Consider the following 19,728-nt stretch of genomic DNA (forward strand, 5'->3'; position numbering starts at 1 on the left):
ATAGGCCACTCATGATAATTCATATAAAACTGTGCGGCTGGTGGTCCACGGGTAGTGCCATAGCCGTCAGCTTAGTAAGTCATAAAACGTTGATAATTATTAGGTTTTCTGTTTTTAGGTTCTAAAACAAGTTGTTCAATGGGTTTATCCAGTAATATGCTCAGGAATTCATTTATTTTTTTGTTATCTAGAGTAGTTCTTCTGAATACTTCTGATAGTTGAAAAGCAATGGTAAAATATTTCCATACACTCAGGATACGTGTTTTATTTTTACTTCTGTGTCTATTATCTAACCACCTAAAGAGTTTCCAGTGTAAAACCAAATAGATCATTTTCCCGAGCAACTGACATTCAAAGCGCTGTATTTGTACTTCTTTAATAGCAGTAATAGTAGCTTGAGATTTCCAAATTTTGAAAATGAGTTCAATTTGCCACCTAAGGCTATAAATAGATTGAACATCCCGAGAAGGTAAATCTTCTTCTGAGGCATTGGTTATAAATAGATTAAGTCTACACCTGATTCTAAAATCTTCTTTTATATTTTCGGTGCTTCTTGCTGCTTTGGCCGTGCTTTTGAGTCTTTTTTCATAGCTCCGCTGGTCAACTTGTGAGATAATGAGCCGTGAAGGAATTTTATCTTCACTACCTATTAATACCTCTAATGAGAGATAGGCAAGTTGGTACTTTTTAAGTTTTTGAAGGCAGGCTTTTAAATCGACTTCTTTATCTGGCTTTGCTTTATAATACACTTTCTTTTGGGGATGAAGCCTATTAAGAAAGAAAGCCCCTTTTGAAATGATCTTCGAAAAGTAGTTTAGAGTAGCATAACCTAAGTCTCTAATCAACAAATCGCCTTGTTCAATATCATTTGTGTATACGCTTGCGTCTCTCTGGTCATTATCAGTTCCTCTAGTGAGCCTTAAATCAAGGGTCTGGCCTGAAAGCAGATCATACTCATACTGAATGCTCATCATCGCCTTTGACAAGTTAGCTACACCGCCTATTCCTGTGTATTTTTCTTTAAATGAGGCGGGAAGATTAAATCGGGTGGAATCTTTTATACGAACACGATTGAATGCCCTTAATTTACCCATGGGTTGTCCAGTAGGTAGAATATGCTTATGGAGTAGCCAACTCAAGGCTTCTCCCATAAAACGAACTGCATATTTATTAAAACGCTTCTGTAAAGATTGTTTAGTGATTTTAATATCAAAACTGTTGTGGCAATCAACTGCATAACCGCGTAAACTCTGTTTGTTATCCGGCAGATGCATAAATACTAATATGTTCAGAAAATGATGGCCTAGCAGTTTGGCACTTTTACGTTTAATAAACCCTGTTTGTTTGGCAAGCTGATTTAAAGCTTTCTCATTAAAAAAGTCTGCAATTAAACGTTTTACGCAATTTGTACTCCTATTGGAATAAGGTTCTTTTGCCTATTTAGTCGTATTATTAAACTAATGAAAGGGCATTCAAAAAGTAGCCCTTTCTTTTATTCACTTACAAAATATAAAATGGGAAAAAAGAACAATATCCCTAATAGGGATACTATCCCGTATTTCAAAACACTCATAATCAATTCATTAAAAAGTTAAACTGATGGCTATGACGGGTAGTGCGGTCCGTTTGAGGGTGGTGTGTAGGCAGGCCTAAGGAGCTGGTTTTGTGCGTTTTGCGGGGAAAACGGACTTTAGCCGTGGCGCCCTTTTCTTTTGTTTCGTTTTCTTTTGGGCGTGCAAAAAAAATGAAAACCGAACTTAGAACTCCAAAAAGTCGCTAAATCACCGGATTTCGAGGTAAAAGATCATCTCCTGGTTTTGAAAAATGCTAATCAAAGGCAATAAGGATCACTTTTACACAGAAATTATTTTTCATGAGCAGCCGTCATAAAACTTTGCTGGCTGCTTGTTGCCGACCTTATTATCGGTTACCGTTATGTTCCTTGTAAAAGAGGCTCGAAAAATAATGACAATAAAAACGTGATATAAGACTAGTGTCGTGTCAAGCCTCAATTGACGTTTAGAGTTAGATTATAAACGCTATTTGCAGTGTTGGAAAGTTCTCGGCCAGTCAGCAATCTGCAAAGGGCAGTAGGCAAAAAAGTGGAAGTTGTCCCGTATTTTTTTGCCTACTGCCCTTTGCCTACTGCCGACTTTAAGAATGAGACCTAAAAAATAGTGTAACCGCCATTTGAGGTGTGACATGACACTAGTACCCCAGGTTGATTTTCAGACCTGCATAATAATTTCTATCCGCCGCCGGTTGGAAATAACGTTCGCCAAAGGCATTGAGATCATTGCCAAGGCTATACCGTTCATTAGTCAGGTTATTGACCCCACCAAATATATCCAATGTAATACCTGCCGGAAGGTCTATACGATAGCCGGCTTTAAGCAATAGCAAATGGAAATTATCGGCAAATACGGTATTATTATCATTTAGCGGGATACGAGCATTGTGATTGTACATAACACGAGTATACCAGCCTGATTTTCCTGATAAGGTTAGCGTTGTGGACAAAGTATGCGGAGCTACTCCGGTAAGGTCATTGCCTGAGAAATCCTCGCCATCGTTTATGTAATTGTCAAAACGGAAATCGTGATAAGTATACGCTATCTGCCATACCAGATTGCTTATCCGGGAATTAGCGTTTGAATAAACATACCATGTAGATTGTAATTCTACTCCCAGCTGATCTGTATTACCGGCATTATTAAACACTACAGTTCCTCGTTCGGTTTCTTCCTGTATGATGGTTTCATCCAGACGGAAATAAAACCCGGTAACGTCAATGTTGAGTTTGCCTTTCCAAATATTGCCTCTTATGCCTAATTCATAGTTAGCTCCTGTTTCCGGTTGGAGGTCCGTGTTCAGACTACCCTCGTTAGTCCGTATTTCCTCTACCACCGGAGGGGAGAACCCTTTGCTAAAACTGGCATGAATGGATAAGTTGCGGTCAATTTCCTTGACAATACCCAGTCTTGGGATCCATTGAGGTTCAAAAGAACGCAACAAACGGAAGGAGCTATCCAGCGCTACGTCTGTCAACCGGAATACATCATACTCCAGTTTATTCCTGCTTAGTCCCAGGGTGACATGAATATCTCCTGGCAGGTCTATTGCTGACTTGGCAAAAAAGAAATACTGAGTTGTCCTTATCTCGTCATCAAAGTTCAGTGCCCCCGGTTGCCCCTGGTTATTTTCGAAGTTACGGGCTATGTCTGTACCTCTTTGAAATTCACCCCCCAGGATAAACATCCATTTCGTACGTCCCCATTTAGTCGTATATAAAAAACGTGTACGTCCGCCTCCGTTTTGCCGGCTTTCTCTTCGAAAATCAATGAATGTATTTTCAAAGGACTCCAGGTTCCCATACACAGTAGTAGTGTTCCTGAACTTCTCATTCCATTGGTAGGCATTAGTGAATCCTATTAATAGGTTTTGAGAGGCAAGACCAGTAGCCCTTCCAGCCAGATTTGGCCGTAGTTGTCTTGGATTTTCTTTGAATTGTTCTTCGGTGAGTCCACCGGGTATTCCATAGTTAATGTCTGAATAAAGTAAACTGGCAGAAAAGGAATGGTGCTCGTCCAATTCAAATTTACCCTGAAGCTGAAGGTTGTCACGTTTGAGATCGCTGTTTTCCCGGTAGCCATCTGCCTGCTGACGTACATAACTGGCAGATAAAACTCCTTTTTCCAGTTTTTTGTCGACGTTAGTCACGTAACGTTGCAATCCATAAGACCCCCATGTACTTGAAAAGCCCATGCTGCTACGTTCCGGTTTGGGAAAGCTTTTAATGTTTAATACCCCGCCCGTACCGGCGCCAAAAACACTGCCTGCCGGACCTTTTATGATTTCCAGGCTTGCATAATTGACCGGGTCCAACAAATTCAGAGGAGTTTCCCCTGTAGGCCGTGTAAATGGGATATCATTCCAATATACTTTAACATTTCGCACTCCAAAAGGGGCACGAAGAGAGCTGCCACGAATAGCTACTCTGTAACTGCCCGGGGACCTTTCTTCAAAACGGATACCGGGTAAGGTATTCACCGGAAATACTACAGATGTTTGATCAAAGGCATTTATTTGTTTTGTATCTAGTGTGCTTATGGCCCCGGGAGTTTCGAGAAGCCGTTTGTTGCCATCAAAACCTACTACCACTACCTGACTTAGCAACTGACTGCTGATAGTATCCTGTTCCTGTGCTATTACCAAATGATTTATGAAGGAAAGGAGAATATAAAATACAACAGGAAGTCTATTCATTTATTTTCAAAGGTTTGGCAAGCGATGTAATAATACCCATGCAGGCCTGACCTGGTTTTGTTTTGGTATTACGTAACCAGGGTAACGAGCCGGGTGGCAATGTAACAAGCATAATTGAAATACCAGCTCATGTCAACAATAAGCTTGTTTAAAATCATGATTATAACAATCATTTGCGGCATAGAGCACCAAAAATGAAATAAAAAAGGATTGCCCCGATCTTCGAGACAATCCAATTTTAGGTTTTGGTTGTTTACTGCTAAATGGCTTTTTTGATCGCAGATTCTTTAAGGGGTTCTTTGGCTTCCAGGTTAGTTTTTAGCTCGATTTTGCTCAGTCCCTGGCCCATTTTGCATTTTCCTTCGAATTTTGCTCCGGACTCTACAACTAACTTATCCGTGACAATATTCCCAAGAATTTTACACTGAGGTTTTAATGTAAGCAAGTCAGTCACCTCTATGGACCCCTTCACTTCCCCTTCCACTTCAGATACCTGGGCCAGTACATTGCCTTCTATGACAGCGGACGGACCGATAGCTACTTTTGATTTGGAGACGACATCTCCGATAATTCTTCCTTCCACACGGATATTGCCGTAAGTTTGAATATTTCCGGAGAAGGTGCTGCCTTTGCCTATGATATTATTAGAACTCAGTGCATCTTGCGTTACTTTCTCCTCGTGGGAATTATTTTTGAACATTATGGTTATTTTAAGGTGGTATTTAAGTTCAAATTAAAGACTATTATTCACAGTGTAAGATATGAACTCTTTTAGGTGCAATATTAGCAGTTAAACCAACAAAATAAAGGGTAGCCGAAATAAACATTTGTATAAGATATGACAGAATTTTCTCCTTTGATCATTGGCGCTATGCGTTTAGGTAATTGGGGGGCTGGTTTTTCCCAAAAAGCACTTCAGCAGTTTGTAGAAGGGTGTATAGAGCTGGGTTTAAATACATTCGATCATGCGGATATTTATGGAGATTATACTACTGAAGGGGATTTCGGGCAGCTCCTTAAAGAAACCCCTTCTTTAAGGACTAAGATGAAACTTATTACCAAATGTGGTATAAGAATGGTGTGTAATAACCGGCCGGAAAATTTAATTAAATCCTACGATACGAGTAAAGACTATATTATAGGTTCGGTTGAGAAGTCATTGGTACAACTGGGTACTGATCATATAGACCTTTTACTACTTCATCGTCCGGACTTTTTATTGGATCCGCATGAAGTGGCGGGTTGTTTTGATTCACTTCAACGTTCTGGGAAAGTACTGGCTTTTGGGGTCTCCAACTTTTCACCAGCCAAATATGAATTGTTAAATAGCTTTTTCCCGTTGGTGACGAATCAGGTAGAGATTTCACTTTTGAAAAGAAATGCGTTTACAGATGGTACGCTGGATCAATGTATTCGTCATAAAATAAGGCCTATGGCGTGGTCACCGGTTGGAGGAGGAGCTCTTTTCAAAGATTCGGAAGATCCGGTTATGAAAAGGATACATAAGGCAGGAAAAGAGCTATGCGAAAAATACAATTGTGAATTGGACCAATTACTTTATGCGTGGTTACTTTTACACCCGGCGCAAATAATCCCTGTGCTGGGTACATCTAATGTAGAACGGGTTAGGTCCGCCCATGAGGCCCTTTCATTACGCCTCGCACGAGAAGATTGGTATTTACTTTGGACAGCCGCTACTGGTCAGGAGGTAGAATAAAACTATGAAAAAGGACAAAACATCATTTTTTGAAGATGTATACGAAGTGGTAAAACTTGTGCCAAGAGGACGTGTAACCAGTTACGGTGCAATAGCACACTACCTGGGCACTAAAGGAAGTGCAAGAATGGTAGGCTGGGCGATGAATGCGGCTCATGGCCTTGATGACGTGCCGGCTCACAGAGTAGTCAACCGACAAGGTCTGCTCACCGGTAAAAACCATTTTGCCACACCTACGGCTATGCAGGAACGGCTGGAGAGCGAAGGAATATGTGTTTCTAACGATAAGATAGAAAACTTCAAAGACCTTTTTTGGGACCCGTCCATAGCATTAGGTTTGTGATAAAGGAGCCTTACTAAGGCTTGATGAAACTCCGCTACCTGAACTGACAGTCAGGGCAAATAGTTTTACTTGATAATTATCTGACTGAAAGGCGAATGGGCATAGCGTAATTACGCTTAATTGTTAAACCCAATACGAATGGCGGATCATTATAGGATAGCTTTTCCCAAAAAGGGAAATAGTGCCATCATGAATGCATCTAAAACCATGATTTTGGCCTTCTTTCCACAGGTAAGTGTTTTGGCACTCAGCTTGTAATACATCCAATAATTTTAGGTTAAGGTTTAGTTAAGAATTGCGCTGTACCGTTGTTTAAGTTGGTTTTAATGGTGTACAGCTTGGCCGTTTCAAATATGGAACGGCCATTCTTTTTTAAAGTCGTCCTTAAACATATCTTGTGATATCCATTCATTTTCCGACTATTCCTTAAAGCTCAAATTTTTTGACAGGTATTTGACTGACTTGCTTCAGGAGTTGCGAAATAGCTTATGCTAAACTCTTGTCAATCAGTTCTTAATGGGAATTTATTCCCAAATCAAGACATCGGTCTGTTGGAAAAACGCTCATAAATAGCTTAAAACCAATGTTTTGCTTTTGGTATACACCTTGTACACTAAAAAATAATTTAGGTTAGATAATGATAATGATGCTGTGCTCATTGTTTAGTTGGTTTTAATGTGTGCAGCTCGGCCGCTTCTTTAATTAGAGCGGCCTTTTTTTATCAGCATCAATCCCAGGAAGGTCAAAAATCCATTTACGATCAATATCTCAAAACCAAACTGATATCCTGCCAGTAACTCTTCACTGAATTCACTTAATAAATAGGCGACGATTGGTGAAACGATACAGACAAGTGGTACCCATGCATCCCGCACTTTCCAGGTGGAAAAAAGTCCGAATGTATACAGGCCCAGCAATGGTCCGTAAGTATAGCCTGCTGCTTTAAAGACGGAACTAATGACTGCTTCATCATTGATCATTTGAAAGAACATGATCACTCCAAAAAGTAGTGCAGAGAAGCCAAGATGAACCATCAGCCGTGTTTTTCTTTGCTTACTTCGCATGGCGATGGTATCCTCCGGAAGAAAATTCAGGAAGTCTACACAAAATGACGTTGTCAGTGCGGTGAGGGCCGAATCGGCGCTGCTGTAAGCTGCTGCGGTAATGCCTAACAAAAAGAGTATACCTGCCACTAATGGGAAGTGGTTGAGCGCCAGCATAGGAAACAGGTCATCGGTTTTTTCGGGTAGTGTAATGCCATTTTTTGTGGCGTAAATGTATAATAACGCGCCTAAAGAAAGAAAAAGTAGATTAACCACCACCAATGTGATGGAAAACCAGAACATGTTTTTCTGAGCGTCTCCCAGGGTTTTGCAGGTGAGGTTCTTTTGCATCATGTCCTGATCCAACCCGGTCATTACGATAGCTATAAAGGCCCCTGAAAAGAACTGTTTGAAGAAATTAATTTTTGGCTTCCAGTCCCAAAAAAATATTTGTGAGTATTCACTGTCCTGGATAATGGAGGTTAGTGTACTGAAAGAAAGCCCGAGGTCGGTACGTATAAGATCAATCACTACGACTACAGCCAGTAGCATGAACAGGGTTTGTAGTGTATCTGTCCAAACTATCGTCTTGATACCACCTCTGAAAGTATATAGCCAGATCAGAGAGATGGTGATCAGGACAGTCAGACTGAACGGTATCCCCCAGCTGTCAAAAATGGCAATTTGTAATACTCCGGCGACAAGAAACAGTCGGAATGCAGCTCCTATAGTTCTTGAAAGCAGAAAATAAAAAGCGCCTGTTTTGTATGACCAAAAGCCAAACCTGTCTTCTAGGTAACCGTAGATGGAGATTAGTTTGAGACGATAATATAGTGGCATCAGGACTGTTCCTATGACCAGATAGCCTACTAAGTAGCCCAGTACCATCTGCATGTAGGAGAACTGTGTACTGGATACCCAGCCTGGAACAGAAATAAAAGTTACCCCGGACAGGGAGGCCCCGATCATGCCAAAAGCTACTAAAAACCATGGTGACTGCCGGTTTCCTGTAAAAAAGGTATTGGAATCTGTTTTCCGCGAGGTGAGCAGAGAAATCAAAATTAGAAGCAGGAAGTAGGAAGAGATTATTGTGACAACAAGATTTGCACTCATAAGATGTAAAGTATCTTTTAAATTTGTAATAATTTTTTATTTTTGACAAAATAATGCGGTTACTATGATGTCATTCGGATACGAAGAACAGGAACTTGTTGAATTGCTTGAAGAAGCAGATGTGACCGACGTTAAAGATCTTATGGTTTTTAACGATGATGTAAACACTTTCGATCACGTGATCAATACACTGATCAGGGTGTGCAATCATTCTGCTGAACAAGCGGAACAATGTGCTATGATCATCCATTACAGAGGTAAATGCTCCGTTAAAAAAGGGGAGTTCAAGTTCCTCAAGCCTATGCAGGAGGCTATTTGTGACGCTGGTATCGATGCCCGGGTAGTTTAAGCAAAGCCATACCTGGTAACAGCCTTTCCACTTACAAAATTTTCAAATTATGCACTAAAAGAATTGTGTACAGTGTTTTGCATGCTACTTTAATTATCTTTAAACGTATATGGAGTATCCTTCTAAGTTGGTAGAAAGTGCTGTTGGTGAAATTTCAAAACTTCCCGGTATTGGTAAGAAAACGGCGCTAAGACTGGTGTTGCATCTATTGAAGTCAGGAGAAATTACTACTTACGCATTGACGGAAGCATTGAATGACCTGAGGTCAAAAATCAAATATTGCCAGGAGTGTCAAAATATTTCTGATGACGACATTTGCCGAATTTGTGCTTCACATCGCAGGGACCGTACTACTTTGTGTATAGTAGAAGATACCCGGGATGTGCTTGCCATAGAAAATACGGCACAATATCAAGGTTTGTATCATGTGTTAGGAGGAGTTATATCACCCATAGATGGCATTGGCCCGGGAGAGTTGAACATTGAAAAATTAATGGAGCGAATTTCAAGTTCCGAAAGCGAATGCAAAGAGATCATTTTTGCACTTAGCCCTACGATGGAGGGGGATACCACCGCCTTTTATCTTACTAAAAAACTGAAAGCCTTTGACCTTAAAATCAGTACCATAGCTCGTGGTATTCCTATTGGAGGTGAATTGGAATATGCAGATGAAGTTACCCTTGGGAGAAGCATCCTGAGCCGCACTAATTATCAGCAATAGATCAGGGAAAGTGCTGTTTACATGTTGTTATGACCATGGCATGAAAATGACAATAAAAAGGTCTTATTGAATGACAAAACATCGATGGTTGTACCTCAGCACTATTTGAAAAATCATTAACATACATCAACAAACTCAGTCTATTGGCAGAATAGGCCCATGTTATGCTCTTCATATATAGTATGTGTGACACTGCGGTGACAAAGCTGGTAAAGTAGATTATATCCACTCTCCCGTTATTCAAGTTACACGAAGTTTAAACTCTCTGATCTGTTGTGTATTAGAGCAAAAAATGACCAACCTTGGTCATTTTTTTTTGATTTAATTTTCAACTGTTTTGCTCCCCTAAAACTTTTGTAAAGGATTTATTTTTTATGTCTTAACGGATTCATTATGACTTGATCTGCGCTGTAGACTGGCTTTATAAGAATCATATTTTTTCAATTAAAAAAGTGTAAATGAGATTTATTCAAAATGGTCTTTTTACCATCATGTTGTTTTCCACCCTGTTTTTGTTCTCTTGTGGAGATGATGATGAGACCTTAGTTAAAGTAGAAACTGATTTTACGGTGACTAATCGTACCATAGTTCAGGGAGAGGAATTGACTTTTACTGACGTTACAACCGGGGATCCAACAAGTTGGAAGTGGAGTTTTGTGGGAGGATCTCCACGTACGTCCAACTTGCAAAACCCGGTTGTAATGTATTCGACGCCTGGAACCTATCGGGTCAGTCTGACCACTTCCAATGGCAATGAACCGGATACCGAAGAGAAAACTGAATTTATTACAGTTACTGAGAAATTACAAGCAAAATTTTTAGCTGATTTTCAGTTTGGAGAAGCTGCTATTCCGGGAGAAAGGGTAAGATTTATCAGTACCTCTACCGGTGAGACGGACAATTTAAAGTGGACTTTTGAAAATGGGACGCCCTCTACTTCCACCGAGATTAGCCCAACGGTTACCTACGCCACAACAGGGACCTTTAATGTTACTTTAGAAGTAAATGATGGTTCCAATTCCTCCACTGAATTGAAAGAAGAATTCATTCGTGTTATTGATCCGGTTAATGTCCAGTTTGATGCGAATAATACCACCATAATTGAAGGGGAAATAGTGACTTTCTCAAATAATTCTTCGGGCAATCCCGGCTCTTTTTTTTGGCGCTTTGAGGGAGGCTCTCCTTCGGTTTCGCGATCTAGGAATCCTCAGGTCTTTTATCCAACGGCGGGTACATACGATGTAAGTCTTTCAGCTACCAACGATGCAGACAATGATTTTGATGCTGAGAGGGACTTCATAACGGTATTACCGAGGTTGGTCGCTGCTTTTGATGTAAGTACAACCTTGATCAATGTAGGTGATGAGGTAGAATTTACGGATAGGTCATCAGGCAATCCTGATAGCTGGCAGTGGACGTTCGAAGGAGGAAGCCCGGCGACATCAACAAACGCTGATCCGCAAGTTACTTACAATTCGCCAGGCGTGTTCAAAGTTTCTTTAGAAGTGACCACCGATGAACAAGACAGCGATATCATTTTTGAAGAATATATTGCCGTACGTACAAATTCCGGGCTTGTAGCCAGCTATGATCTGGATGGTGATGCGGTAAACGGAAGCGACATTGGCGATATTGATGGTGTACTGGTTAATGAGCCTGTGGCAGCACCTGACCGTAATGGAATAGAAGATAGTGCTTTGGAGTTTGATCTCTTCGATAATCAGCATGTAGAATTGTCCACTAAGCTGGATAATCTTTTTGCTACCGGAGTTACTTTCAGTGCGTGGATCTATCCGACAAGATCGAACAGGAATATGATCATTGCCTCTAACTTTAATGCGACAGGGCAGCAAAATAGCGACTGTTCATCTACTGACGGAAGAGTTGGTTTTACATTTGCTATTGAAAGTGACAATGCTTTACGATTTACCTATCATGTTGGCGATAATGATTTTATTGGTAAGAGAACTAATTTCACCTTACCCGAAACTAATGTATGGTATCATGTAGCCGGCACCTGGGATGGAACGCTGGATCCGAATGGCTTCAAGCTTTACATCAATGGTGTCGAACGAGCCACTTCCGACAGATCCAGAGGTACCGTCTGTACCGAATACAAAGAATCAAACAGTTTGTTACGGATAGGCACCAGCCTTTGCTCATTTGGAGGGTTCTGCGGTTCGTTTGATGGGCGTATCGATGATGTGCAAATATATGATAGTGATCTGACCAAAAATGAGATCCAAAACCTTGCGGGACTCTGATCTCCTGATCAATTTATAGTTTATATTAAACAATATCGCTTAGTGATATGTTACTGCTGGGTGTTTTAATAACCAAGATAGGTGTTTCAACAACTAATTGATATTGAGGATGTAACAGTAAAAAAAGTGAAAAACACTTTTGATATATACACTAAGCATGTTATTATTACAACTGGTTGGCTAAGTAATTATTATACTATTTTTTATTAAATTTTAACTTTTTAAATTTTTTGCCAAAAAATGAAAAGATTACTTGTATTTTTATTCATTATCCCCATTATCGGGTTTGCGCAGCAGACCGATGTTGGCACTAGCACAGGGGGCAGCGGTATGCTCTCTAAAAAGGGCTTTCCCATATTGCCCCAGGCAGGAGATTTTGGAATAGGTTTTGATGCTGTTCCATTTCTTGAATATGCCGGAAACATTTTTAATGGGAGTAATAGCAATTCTGTAGAAGCAAATTTTCAAAACAGTACGCAGCAATTGGTGGGTAAGTATTTTCTGGATGAAAGTACGGCCATCAGAGCGCGTGTTCGTTTTAGACTGGCCAGTGATGTAGACAGGAACAGGGTTATTTTGGACAATCAAGCCGCTCCGGATCCTAATGTCCAGGTAGTCGATGAAAGAAAATTCAACACGAATTTTATTCAAATAGGCGCCGGTCTGGAAAAAAGAAGAGGTCAGGGTAGATTGTATGGAATCTATGGTGGAGAGGTTTCTTTTTTCTCTGAAAAAGATAAAACCACTTATGATTATGGAAACCCAATGAGTTTAAATAACCAGACACCAACTACGACGACAAATTTTGGCAATGGAAACTCTGGAGCGGTTACGAACAGGGAAGTTGAGGAACTATCAGGGAGAACATTGAGTTTTGGATTAAATGGTTTTGCGGGAGTGGAGTACTTTTTTGCTCCTAAAATGGGCATCAGTGCCGAGTTTACCTATGGTTTTGAGCTAAGCCGTACACTCAGAGGAAGAGTGACCGAAGAATTTTGGGATGTCAACACAGAATCGGTGCGGGAGGACGAATCAGTAACCGAAGGAGGTTCGAATTTCACGCTGGACACCGGTAATTTTGGTGGAGCGATCAATCTGTTTTTCTATTTCTAAATCATTAAGCATTAATCTTTTTAAACTTTCAATACAATGAAAAATTTTATTTATACTTTCTTTATAGCAGGCATTGTTACTTTAGCTATGTCATGTGAAACGGTAGATAATCCGGGTGCAATCAATACGATTGATGAAACACGTACAGCAAAAATTACCGGGATAGTATTCGCTAATATCAATGAACGTAACGATACCACTTCCACTGGAGCCGGTCAAACTAAATATGAGTTCCCTCCGGAAGGGACGACTGTATTTGTGGAAGTTAATTCAGCAGACTATGCTACAGTTGCCCTTGATGATGACGATGATGGTTTCGAGTACCAAACATTGGTCTTTCAAACTACTACCGATGCTAATGGAGAGTTCGAAATCGACATCCCTGCTTTAGCTAAATTTATAGACGCTGATATTCGGTCAGATAATTTCTTGGCGGACCAGACCATTGAGGATCCTGACAATCCTGGTTCAGGAACAACAAGAAGAGCTCTTTTTGACTCGGCTAACGATGGTCTCAGATTTATTGAAGGAGCAAATTATTTCATCCGTATATTTTACCGTGATCAGCCTTACAATAACGAAAATGACGATTAAGCTCTAATCAACATTTTATAATTTTATGGTCTGACTATCTGGTTTTAACAAAGAATAGTTATGCATATCGGGCTCAAAGCAAATGGATCATTGCTTTGAGCCCGATTTTGGTTTATGACCATTTGTTTTAACTTTTATTGGTCAAATATTAAAGTTTTCTTATTTCGCTTTAACCATACATACGATTCAAATACACATCTCGGAATGATCCTTTTTTAGAAGTATCGATGCTACACTCATTTCTGCTCTGCGGATCACATTTTGTCTCCTGACAATGGTTTGTCATGGGCTAAATACCTAATTTTGAAGTTTACAATTTTAAAGACAATGAGTGAAACATTAACTTCTCCATTATCAGACCGGATCAATAACATGGCCGAGTCTGCTACATTGGCGATGGCTGCTAAAGCCAGAGAATTTAAATCAAAAGGGATTGATGTCATCAGTTTAAGCCTTGGCGAGCCTGATTTCAAAACACCTAAACACATTCAGGAAGGTGCCAAAAGCGCTATTGATGAAGGTAAATATTTTGCTTACCCTCCTGTACCGGGCTATCAGGACCTGAGAGAAGCTATTGCCAATAAGTTGAGAGAAGAAAATAATATTCCTTATGAAGCTAAGCATATTGTGGTTTCCAATGGTGCTAAGCAGTCCATTGCAAATGTGATGCATGCACTGGTAAACCCCGGAGATGAAGTGGTTGTTTTTGCTCCATTTTGGGTAAGTTATACAGCGCTGATTGAGCTTGCAGGTGGTGTGCCGGTGCTTATTGAAGGCTCTCTGGAAAATGACTTTAAAGCTACTGCGGAACAACTACGGAAGGCAATTACTTCCAAAACCAAAGCGGTCATATTCTCTTCACCCTGTAACCCTACCGGGTCAGTATTCCTTCAGGAAGAATTAGAGGCTATCGCGGAAGTGATTAAAAGTCATGAAGATGTCCTGATCATAGCGGATGAAATATATGAACATATTAACTATACCGGTAAGCGTGTAAGCATCGGATCACTACCGGGAATGTTTGACAGAACAGTCACCGTTAATGGTTTTGCCAAAGGTTTTGCAATGACGGGCTGGCGGGTAGGCTATATTGGCGCTCCTGAGTGGTTGGCAAAGGGGTGTACCAAGATACAGGGACAATTCACCTCAGCCAATTGTTCTATTGCGCAGAGAGCAGCGCTTACCGCCCTGACCTCAGACCTTGGTCCTACAAGGGAAATGGCAGCAGCTTATTTAAAGAGGAGAGACATGGTACATGAGTTACTCAAAGAGATACCAGGAGTTAATCTGAATATACCACAGGGGGCTTTCTATTTCTTCCCTGATGTAAGCAGTTATTTTGGTAAGTCTAATGGCGATGTAACAATATCGAATGCTACCGATTTATGTATGTACATTCTTGAGAAAGCACATGTATCTATAGTCACTGGTGAGGCCTTTGGTGATCCCAGATGCGTACGGATCTCTTATGCTGCTTCTGAGGAGAACTTACGCGAAGCAGTAAAAAGAATAAAGGCAGTTTTGTCGGAGCTATCATAAAGTGCACATAGAAAAGATTTTTGAAGCTTTTAATAAGCTGCGTGTTCTCATTATAGGTGATGTAATGGTGGACGCATATATATGGGGAGGGGTAGAGCGTATCTCACCGGAAGCCCCTGTTCCCATTGTACGTGCTACCAGGCGGGACTATCGACTGGGTGGCGCAGCTAATGTTGCACTGAATGTGCAGGCAATGGGAGCCATGCCTGTTTTATGTGCCGTAGTAGGAGAAGACGAGGGAGGGATACGCTTTAAACAGAGGATTGAGGAAAGAGGTATCCCTGATATCGGTTTGGTGACAAGTAAAAAAAGGCCTACTACCGTTAAGACAAGGATACTCAGCGGAAATCATCATGTTGTAAGAGTAGATGAGGAAGTAGATAGTTTGCTGAGCGCTGAAGAGGAGGCAGACCTGTGGCATAAGATATCCGGATTACTTCCGGATGCTGATGTCATTATTTTTGAAGATTACGATAAAGGGGTGATCTCAGAAAATTTAATCAACAGGACCGTTGATATGGCGTCTGACCGTGGTATACCCACGGTAGTTGATCCTAAAAAGCGTAATTTTTTAAATTACAAAAAAGTCACGCTATTTAAGCCTAACTTAAAAGAGCTTCGTGAAGGACTCAAAATAGAGTTGCCGACAATTGATAAAGATAGTATCTCCGAAGCGGTACAGCTCTTAACACAGCAACTCGAGCATGAAGGCTCAATGATCACACTATCCGAAAAAGGGGTATTCATTCAGTTTAAAGGAGAAACACACGCTCTGCCGTCGCATGTCAGAGAAGTTTCTGATGTATCAGGTGCCGGCGATACAGTCATAAGCATAACGGCACTCTGTGTGGCTCTTGACTTGTCTCCATTTTTGATTGCAGCCCTTTCTAACCTGGGTGGAGGGCTCGTATGTGGTCATGTTGGCGTAGTTCCTATTGATAAAGGCGACCTGTTGAAAGAGGCTTTGAACCAGAACTGGTAGTAAAAAAGAGGTTTTCTGAAGGAACCGAGGATGACCATGTATCGGTGGTCAGATTCGCTTTGAGCTTCTAAACAACAATTTGTCTCGATGAACTGAAGTTGAGATCTTAATTGTTTTCAAACGGTTTTCCGGTTTGATCACCAGAGAAGGTTAATATTTTTCGAATTGTTCGTTGAGTGTACCTAACTTCTCAAGATCGGACACAATTTCCTTATCAAGAGGTGTGTCTTTAATCACATTATAGCTTTCCCAGAATTCTTTATTGTATTCATCATCCTGGTATTGTAAGCCATATCTTTTCATTTTTCGAGTACTACCGATCCTTTCAGTGGTATTTGGATATACCTTATTGATGAGTAACTCCTGGTGCATTTCAGTTTCAAAGTTCAACTCATTGGTTTTAGCATCGTACCAGTTGAACTGTGAAATAACTTTGATGTAATTGAGATACATTTTGTCCCCGTATTGCTTGAACCCTATGACTTTGGAGTCAGAAATATACCTGCTGACAGAGCCTACCTTTTTTCTTAATGTATTGTTCTCATAGATCACCTGATATTGCATGCGTATAATGGCGTACGTATCACGGTCAATAAACATTTTTAACGTATATGAATCGGAATTAATACTGACTACAAACACCTTATGGCCGTTGTAGTAAGTGTTGCTTAATCTCTGAAAACCATTGAAAAATGCATCTTCTTCAGGGAAGTTTCTGTATTTAATATTGTTATGGAGGAGCAAATCTTCCAAAAGGTTGTTTTGTTGGAAGTATCGACTGAATTTGTGTGTCTCGTAACTTAGGCTTTTTCTTACTTCCATCAAAGCCACCTTTTCTCTTAGACGGTCCTTATTTCTTGGCTCCATGTAGTCTTCATCGTAAATTTTTACGGCAGCCTCCAGCAAAGAGAAGTACGTTCCGCCAAGTTTTTTAAGATCACGATAAAACCCGTCCATCAAATAGGGTTGCATCGGATAGTTTTGCTCTATTCTGGACAGGGCTATTCGCACGATTTCCCCTCCATTCAATGAGTCTTTAATCACCACTTCATCAAGTACCTGAACAGCTTTATTTAATCGTAGAACAACGGTGTCTTTACCTATGAAATTACTTACCGGGGCCTGAAAGTTTTCATAGCCGAGCATGCTTATTATTAAATAGTCATTTTTGGCCGTGGCAGGGATATGGAAATCAAACTCACCTACAGAGTTTGAAACCGTGCTTATAGGTTTGTCTTTGATGCCAATGGAAGCAAAAACAAGAGGTTCGCCGGTTTCTCTGTCCTGTAGGGCACCAGAAATGGTAAAATAGGATTGAGCCTGCGAAAATAAGGGCAATACTATTACCAAAGCCAATATGATCAGCCGCATATAGTTGGTTTTAACTTTGAGATCGAATTTTCGAAAATCAAAGATGTAAAGCTACACCTGTTTTGCAAAAGAAGACAAGATGTTTACCCTGTTAACCTCATAGATGCAAGATTTCAGGTATTATGACACCTTTTTCGCGAACAGTTTTACATCTAAGACAACGTAAACCCGATGTTTAAAGCTATTTATACTGAATTCTGTAATTTAGTAAACAAAAAACTTGAGGATAATTGAAAGCATACCAAGGATTTGGAAGACAACTTACCTGATTATTTGTTCGTGGTATGCACTGAATTACATCATTAGTTCTATTGTAGAGTATAGTGTAGATCAGCCCTTTTCTTTTGTCCTTTGGAATGGTTTTTACATGCTGGAAGCGGTATGTATTTTTATTCTTCTTACCTTTTTGTATGCCAACTGGCTTTTTCAATTCAAAATACTTTACCAGATCATAGGTCATGTAGCGGGGTTGTTTGTTCACTTCATGGGAATTACCTATCTGCGCTATTATTTTGATTACTATTTGGATGGACGCGTTTTTTTCGATGACTGGAAAGAGTATATGCTGGATTTACTCAGTTGGGATGCTATGAGATTTTATGATCAATATATAATCGCGGTGGCGGTATACTATATCATAAGATACTTTCAGTACATTCAAAATAAGGAACAGGAAAAAAGTCGTCTGGCTATAAAAAATAAAGAAATGCAGATTTCGTTATTAAAGTCACAGATAAACCCACATTTTTTATTTAATACACTAAATTCTATTAGCACACTTGTAGGTACCAATAAAGTACAGGCCAGGAAAGTAATTACACAGCTTTCCGATGTATTCCGCTATGCACTGGATTCACATGAGGCGGGGAAGGTTAAATTGCAGCATGAATTAAACTTTATTGAGAATTATATAAAAATACAGCAGGTTCGGTTCGGTGAACGCCTGAATTACCTTGTGGATGCCGACCCAGGCTGTATGAGCATAGAAATTCCTCCTATGATACTGCAACCCCTGGTAGAAAATTCAGTGAAATACGGCATTGCCCCGAAAGATGATGGAGGCACTATAAGTTTGGTAGTCAAAAAAATAAGAGGAGGGGTCTATTTTGAAGTAAAAGATGATGGACTGGGATTGAATGCTAAAAAAGTACTTGACGGTAAAATTAAGGGTACAGGTGTAGGCCTTAAAAACACGGATAAGCGATTAAAAAGTATTTATGGGAATAATGCGGGGTTACACATCAACGCTAAAATGGATGGATATATGGTAAGTTTCACCATTCCATATAAGGAAGGTCTCCTGATGCAGGAAATTCCTGAGAAAGAAATGGTGGCACAACAGTTGGAAGAAAGTTAAAACCAATAGTGATGACTGTTAAAGAGCAGTCGCAAATTCAAATTTAAGTAACATATGAAGTTAGATTGCATCATTGTGGATGATGAAAAGTTGGCTAGGGATTTGTTAATGGAATTTTTAGAGCCTTATCCTGAGATAGAGGTGCTGGCGCAATGCTCAAAAGGCAATGAGGCCGTTGACAAGATAGAAGAATTGAAGCCAAAGCTAATTTTTCTTGATGTGCAAATGCCTGGAATGGACGGTTTTGATGTATTAGAGGCTCTTGAATATAAACCGTATGTAATATTTACTACGGCATACGATCAATATGCTATTCAAGCTTTCGATAATAATGCTATCGATTACTTGCTTAAACCATTGGACGAAGAACGGTTTAAGCGTGCTATAGAAAGAGCTACCGAACGTATTGATACCGAAAAGGGTAACGTTGAAGAGCTGCTTCAAAGTTTGAAAATGGCGGAAGGAGAGGTCACCAAATATTCTACTCATCTTTTCGTTCAAAAATCAGAGAAACTCCTTAACCTGGAAGTGAAGGATATCATGCATTTGGAAGCGTCAGGGGATTATACGGTTTTAACCACTAAGACAGACCAATTCTTAAGTTCTTCGGGTATTGGAAAGTTAGAAGGTAAATTGGACCCTGAAACATTCATAAGAATACACCGCTCCACTATTATCAACCTGAACTATCTTAAGGAGATTGAAAAACACTTTAATGGAGGGCTAATTGTAAAGATGGAAAATGGTAAAAGTTTCCCGGTCAGTCGTACCTATGCTAAGCAAATCAGAAAAAAGGTAGTTTAAGATTTAAGTGCTTTTTAAATGCTAATGGATGAGGGTGTCTCAAAAGTCACCTTCTTTTTATGGTAAAGAAAGTAAAGGCCGATAGCGAGAAGCTGTCGGCCTTTTTGATGACTAAGGGTTAACTTAGTGTTGTGTGTACTACTTCAAATCTA

Annotated in this window: 16 protein-coding genes; 11 read left to right on the forward strand and 5 right to left on the reverse strand. The window is 40.1% G+C overall.

Features of this window, described 5'->3' with window-relative positions:
* Positions 1–71: 71 nt before the first annotated feature.
* From FNH22_RS21395 to FNH22_RS21405, 3 genes are all read right to left on the reverse strand, one after another.
* Positions 72–1,388, reverse strand: a complete 1,317-nt coding sequence (locus FNH22_RS21395) for an IS4 family transposase (RefSeq protein WP_143400488.1) — start codon at positions 1,386–1,388, stop codon at positions 72–74.
* Between the two features lie 820 nt (positions 1,389–2,208).
* Positions 2,209–4,266 carry a TonB-dependent receptor domain-containing protein gene (locus FNH22_RS21400; protein WP_143400489.1) on the reverse strand — a complete coding sequence of 686 codons (2,058 nt, stop codon included), beginning with the start codon at positions 4,264–4,266 and terminating at the stop codon, positions 2,209–2,211.
* A gap of 259 nt (positions 4,267–4,525) precedes the next feature.
* Positions 4,526–4,966, reverse strand: coding sequence for a polymer-forming cytoskeletal protein (locus FNH22_RS21405; protein ID WP_143400490.1), 441 nt, complete (start codon positions 4,964–4,966; stop codon positions 4,526–4,528).
* A gap of 138 nt (positions 4,967–5,104) precedes the next feature.
* Between FNH22_RS21405 and FNH22_RS21410 the strand changes: the two genes are divergently transcribed.
* Entirely contained in the window at positions 5,105–5,983 is an 879-nt protein-coding gene (locus FNH22_RS21410; RefSeq protein ID WP_143400491.1) for an aldo/keto reductase family oxidoreductase, read from the forward strand.
* A gap of 4 nt (positions 5,984–5,987) precedes the next feature.
* On the forward strand, positions 5,988–6,326 hold the full coding sequence (locus FNH22_RS21415) for an MGMT family protein (protein ID WP_143400492.1): 339 nt from the start codon (positions 5,988–5,990) through the stop codon (positions 6,324–6,326).
* Positions 6,327–7,024: 698 nt separating this feature from the next.
* On the opposite strand, the gene FNH22_RS21420 is transcribed toward FNH22_RS21415, so the two are convergent.
* The gene (locus FNH22_RS21420; protein WP_143400493.1) at positions 7,025–8,482 is read right to left on the reverse strand and encodes a sodium:solute symporter; all 1,458 of its coding nucleotides are present in this window, start codon (positions 8,480–8,482) and stop codon (positions 7,025–7,027) included.
* A 67-nt stretch (positions 8,483–8,549) separates the two neighbouring features.
* Here FNH22_RS21420 and FNH22_RS21425 point away from each other — a divergent pair, with 67 nt between their 5' ends.
* From FNH22_RS21425 to FNH22_RS21455, 7 genes are all read left to right on the forward strand, one after another.
* On the forward strand, positions 8,550–8,831 hold the full coding sequence (locus FNH22_RS21425; RefSeq protein ID WP_143400506.1) for an ATP-dependent Clp protease adaptor ClpS: 282 nt from the start codon (positions 8,550–8,552) through the stop codon (positions 8,829–8,831).
* 109 nt (positions 8,832–8,940) lie between these two features.
* Entirely contained in the window at positions 8,941–9,552 is a 612-nt protein-coding gene (gene recR, locus FNH22_RS21430; RefSeq protein ID WP_143400494.1) for a recombination mediator RecR, read from the forward strand.
* Positions 9,553–10,010: 458 nt separating this feature from the next.
* Complete coding sequence (locus FNH22_RS21435) at positions 10,011–11,816, forward strand: LamG domain-containing protein (protein WP_143400495.1); 1,806 nt, start codon at positions 10,011–10,013, stop codon at positions 11,814–11,816.
* A 240-nt stretch (positions 11,817–12,056) separates the two neighbouring features.
* Complete coding sequence (locus tag FNH22_RS21440) at positions 12,057–12,929, forward strand: hypothetical protein (RefSeq protein WP_143400496.1); 873 nt, start codon at positions 12,057–12,059, stop codon at positions 12,927–12,929.
* Between the two features lie 36 nt (positions 12,930–12,965).
* On the forward strand, positions 12,966–13,523 hold the full coding sequence (locus FNH22_RS21445) for a hypothetical protein (RefSeq protein WP_143400497.1): 558 nt from the start codon (positions 12,966–12,968) through the stop codon (positions 13,521–13,523).
* Between the two features lie 327 nt (positions 13,524–13,850).
* Positions 13,851–15,062, forward strand: a complete 1,212-nt coding sequence (locus tag FNH22_RS21450; protein WP_143400498.1) for a pyridoxal phosphate-dependent aminotransferase — start codon at positions 13,851–13,853, stop codon at positions 15,060–15,062.
* Position 15,063: 1 nt separating this feature from the next.
* A complete protein-coding gene (locus FNH22_RS21455; RefSeq protein ID WP_143400499.1) occupies positions 15,064–16,044 on the forward strand; it encodes a bifunctional heptose 7-phosphate kinase/heptose 1-phosphate adenyltransferase in 981 nt (326 codons plus the stop codon).
* A gap of 150 nt (positions 16,045–16,194) precedes the next feature.
* Here the strand turns inward: FNH22_RS21455 and FNH22_RS21460 are convergent, their stop codons facing one another.
* The gene (locus tag FNH22_RS21460; RefSeq protein ID WP_143400500.1) at positions 16,195–17,415 is read right to left on the reverse strand and encodes a carboxypeptidase-like regulatory domain-containing protein; all 1,221 of its coding nucleotides are present in this window, start codon (positions 17,413–17,415) and stop codon (positions 16,195–16,197) included.
* Between the two features lie 220 nt (positions 17,416–17,635).
* On the opposite strand from FNH22_RS21460, the gene FNH22_RS21465 reads away from it, so the two are divergent.
* Positions 17,636–18,772 carry a sensor histidine kinase gene (locus tag FNH22_RS21465; protein WP_143400501.1) on the forward strand — a complete coding sequence of 379 codons (1,137 nt, stop codon included), beginning with the start codon at positions 17,636–17,638 and terminating at the stop codon, positions 18,770–18,772.
* Positions 18,773–18,826: 54 nt separating this feature from the next.
* Positions 18,827–19,576, forward strand: coding sequence for a LytTR family DNA-binding domain-containing protein (locus tag FNH22_RS21470; protein ID WP_143400502.1), 750 nt, complete (start codon positions 18,827–18,829; stop codon positions 19,574–19,576).
* Positions 19,577–19,728 lie beyond the last annotated feature (152 nt).

The sequence above is a fragment of the Fulvivirga sp. M361 genome, from assembly GCF_007097395.1.
Lineage (GTDB): Bacteria > Bacteroidota > Bacteroidia > Cytophagales > Cyclobacteriaceae > Fulvivirga.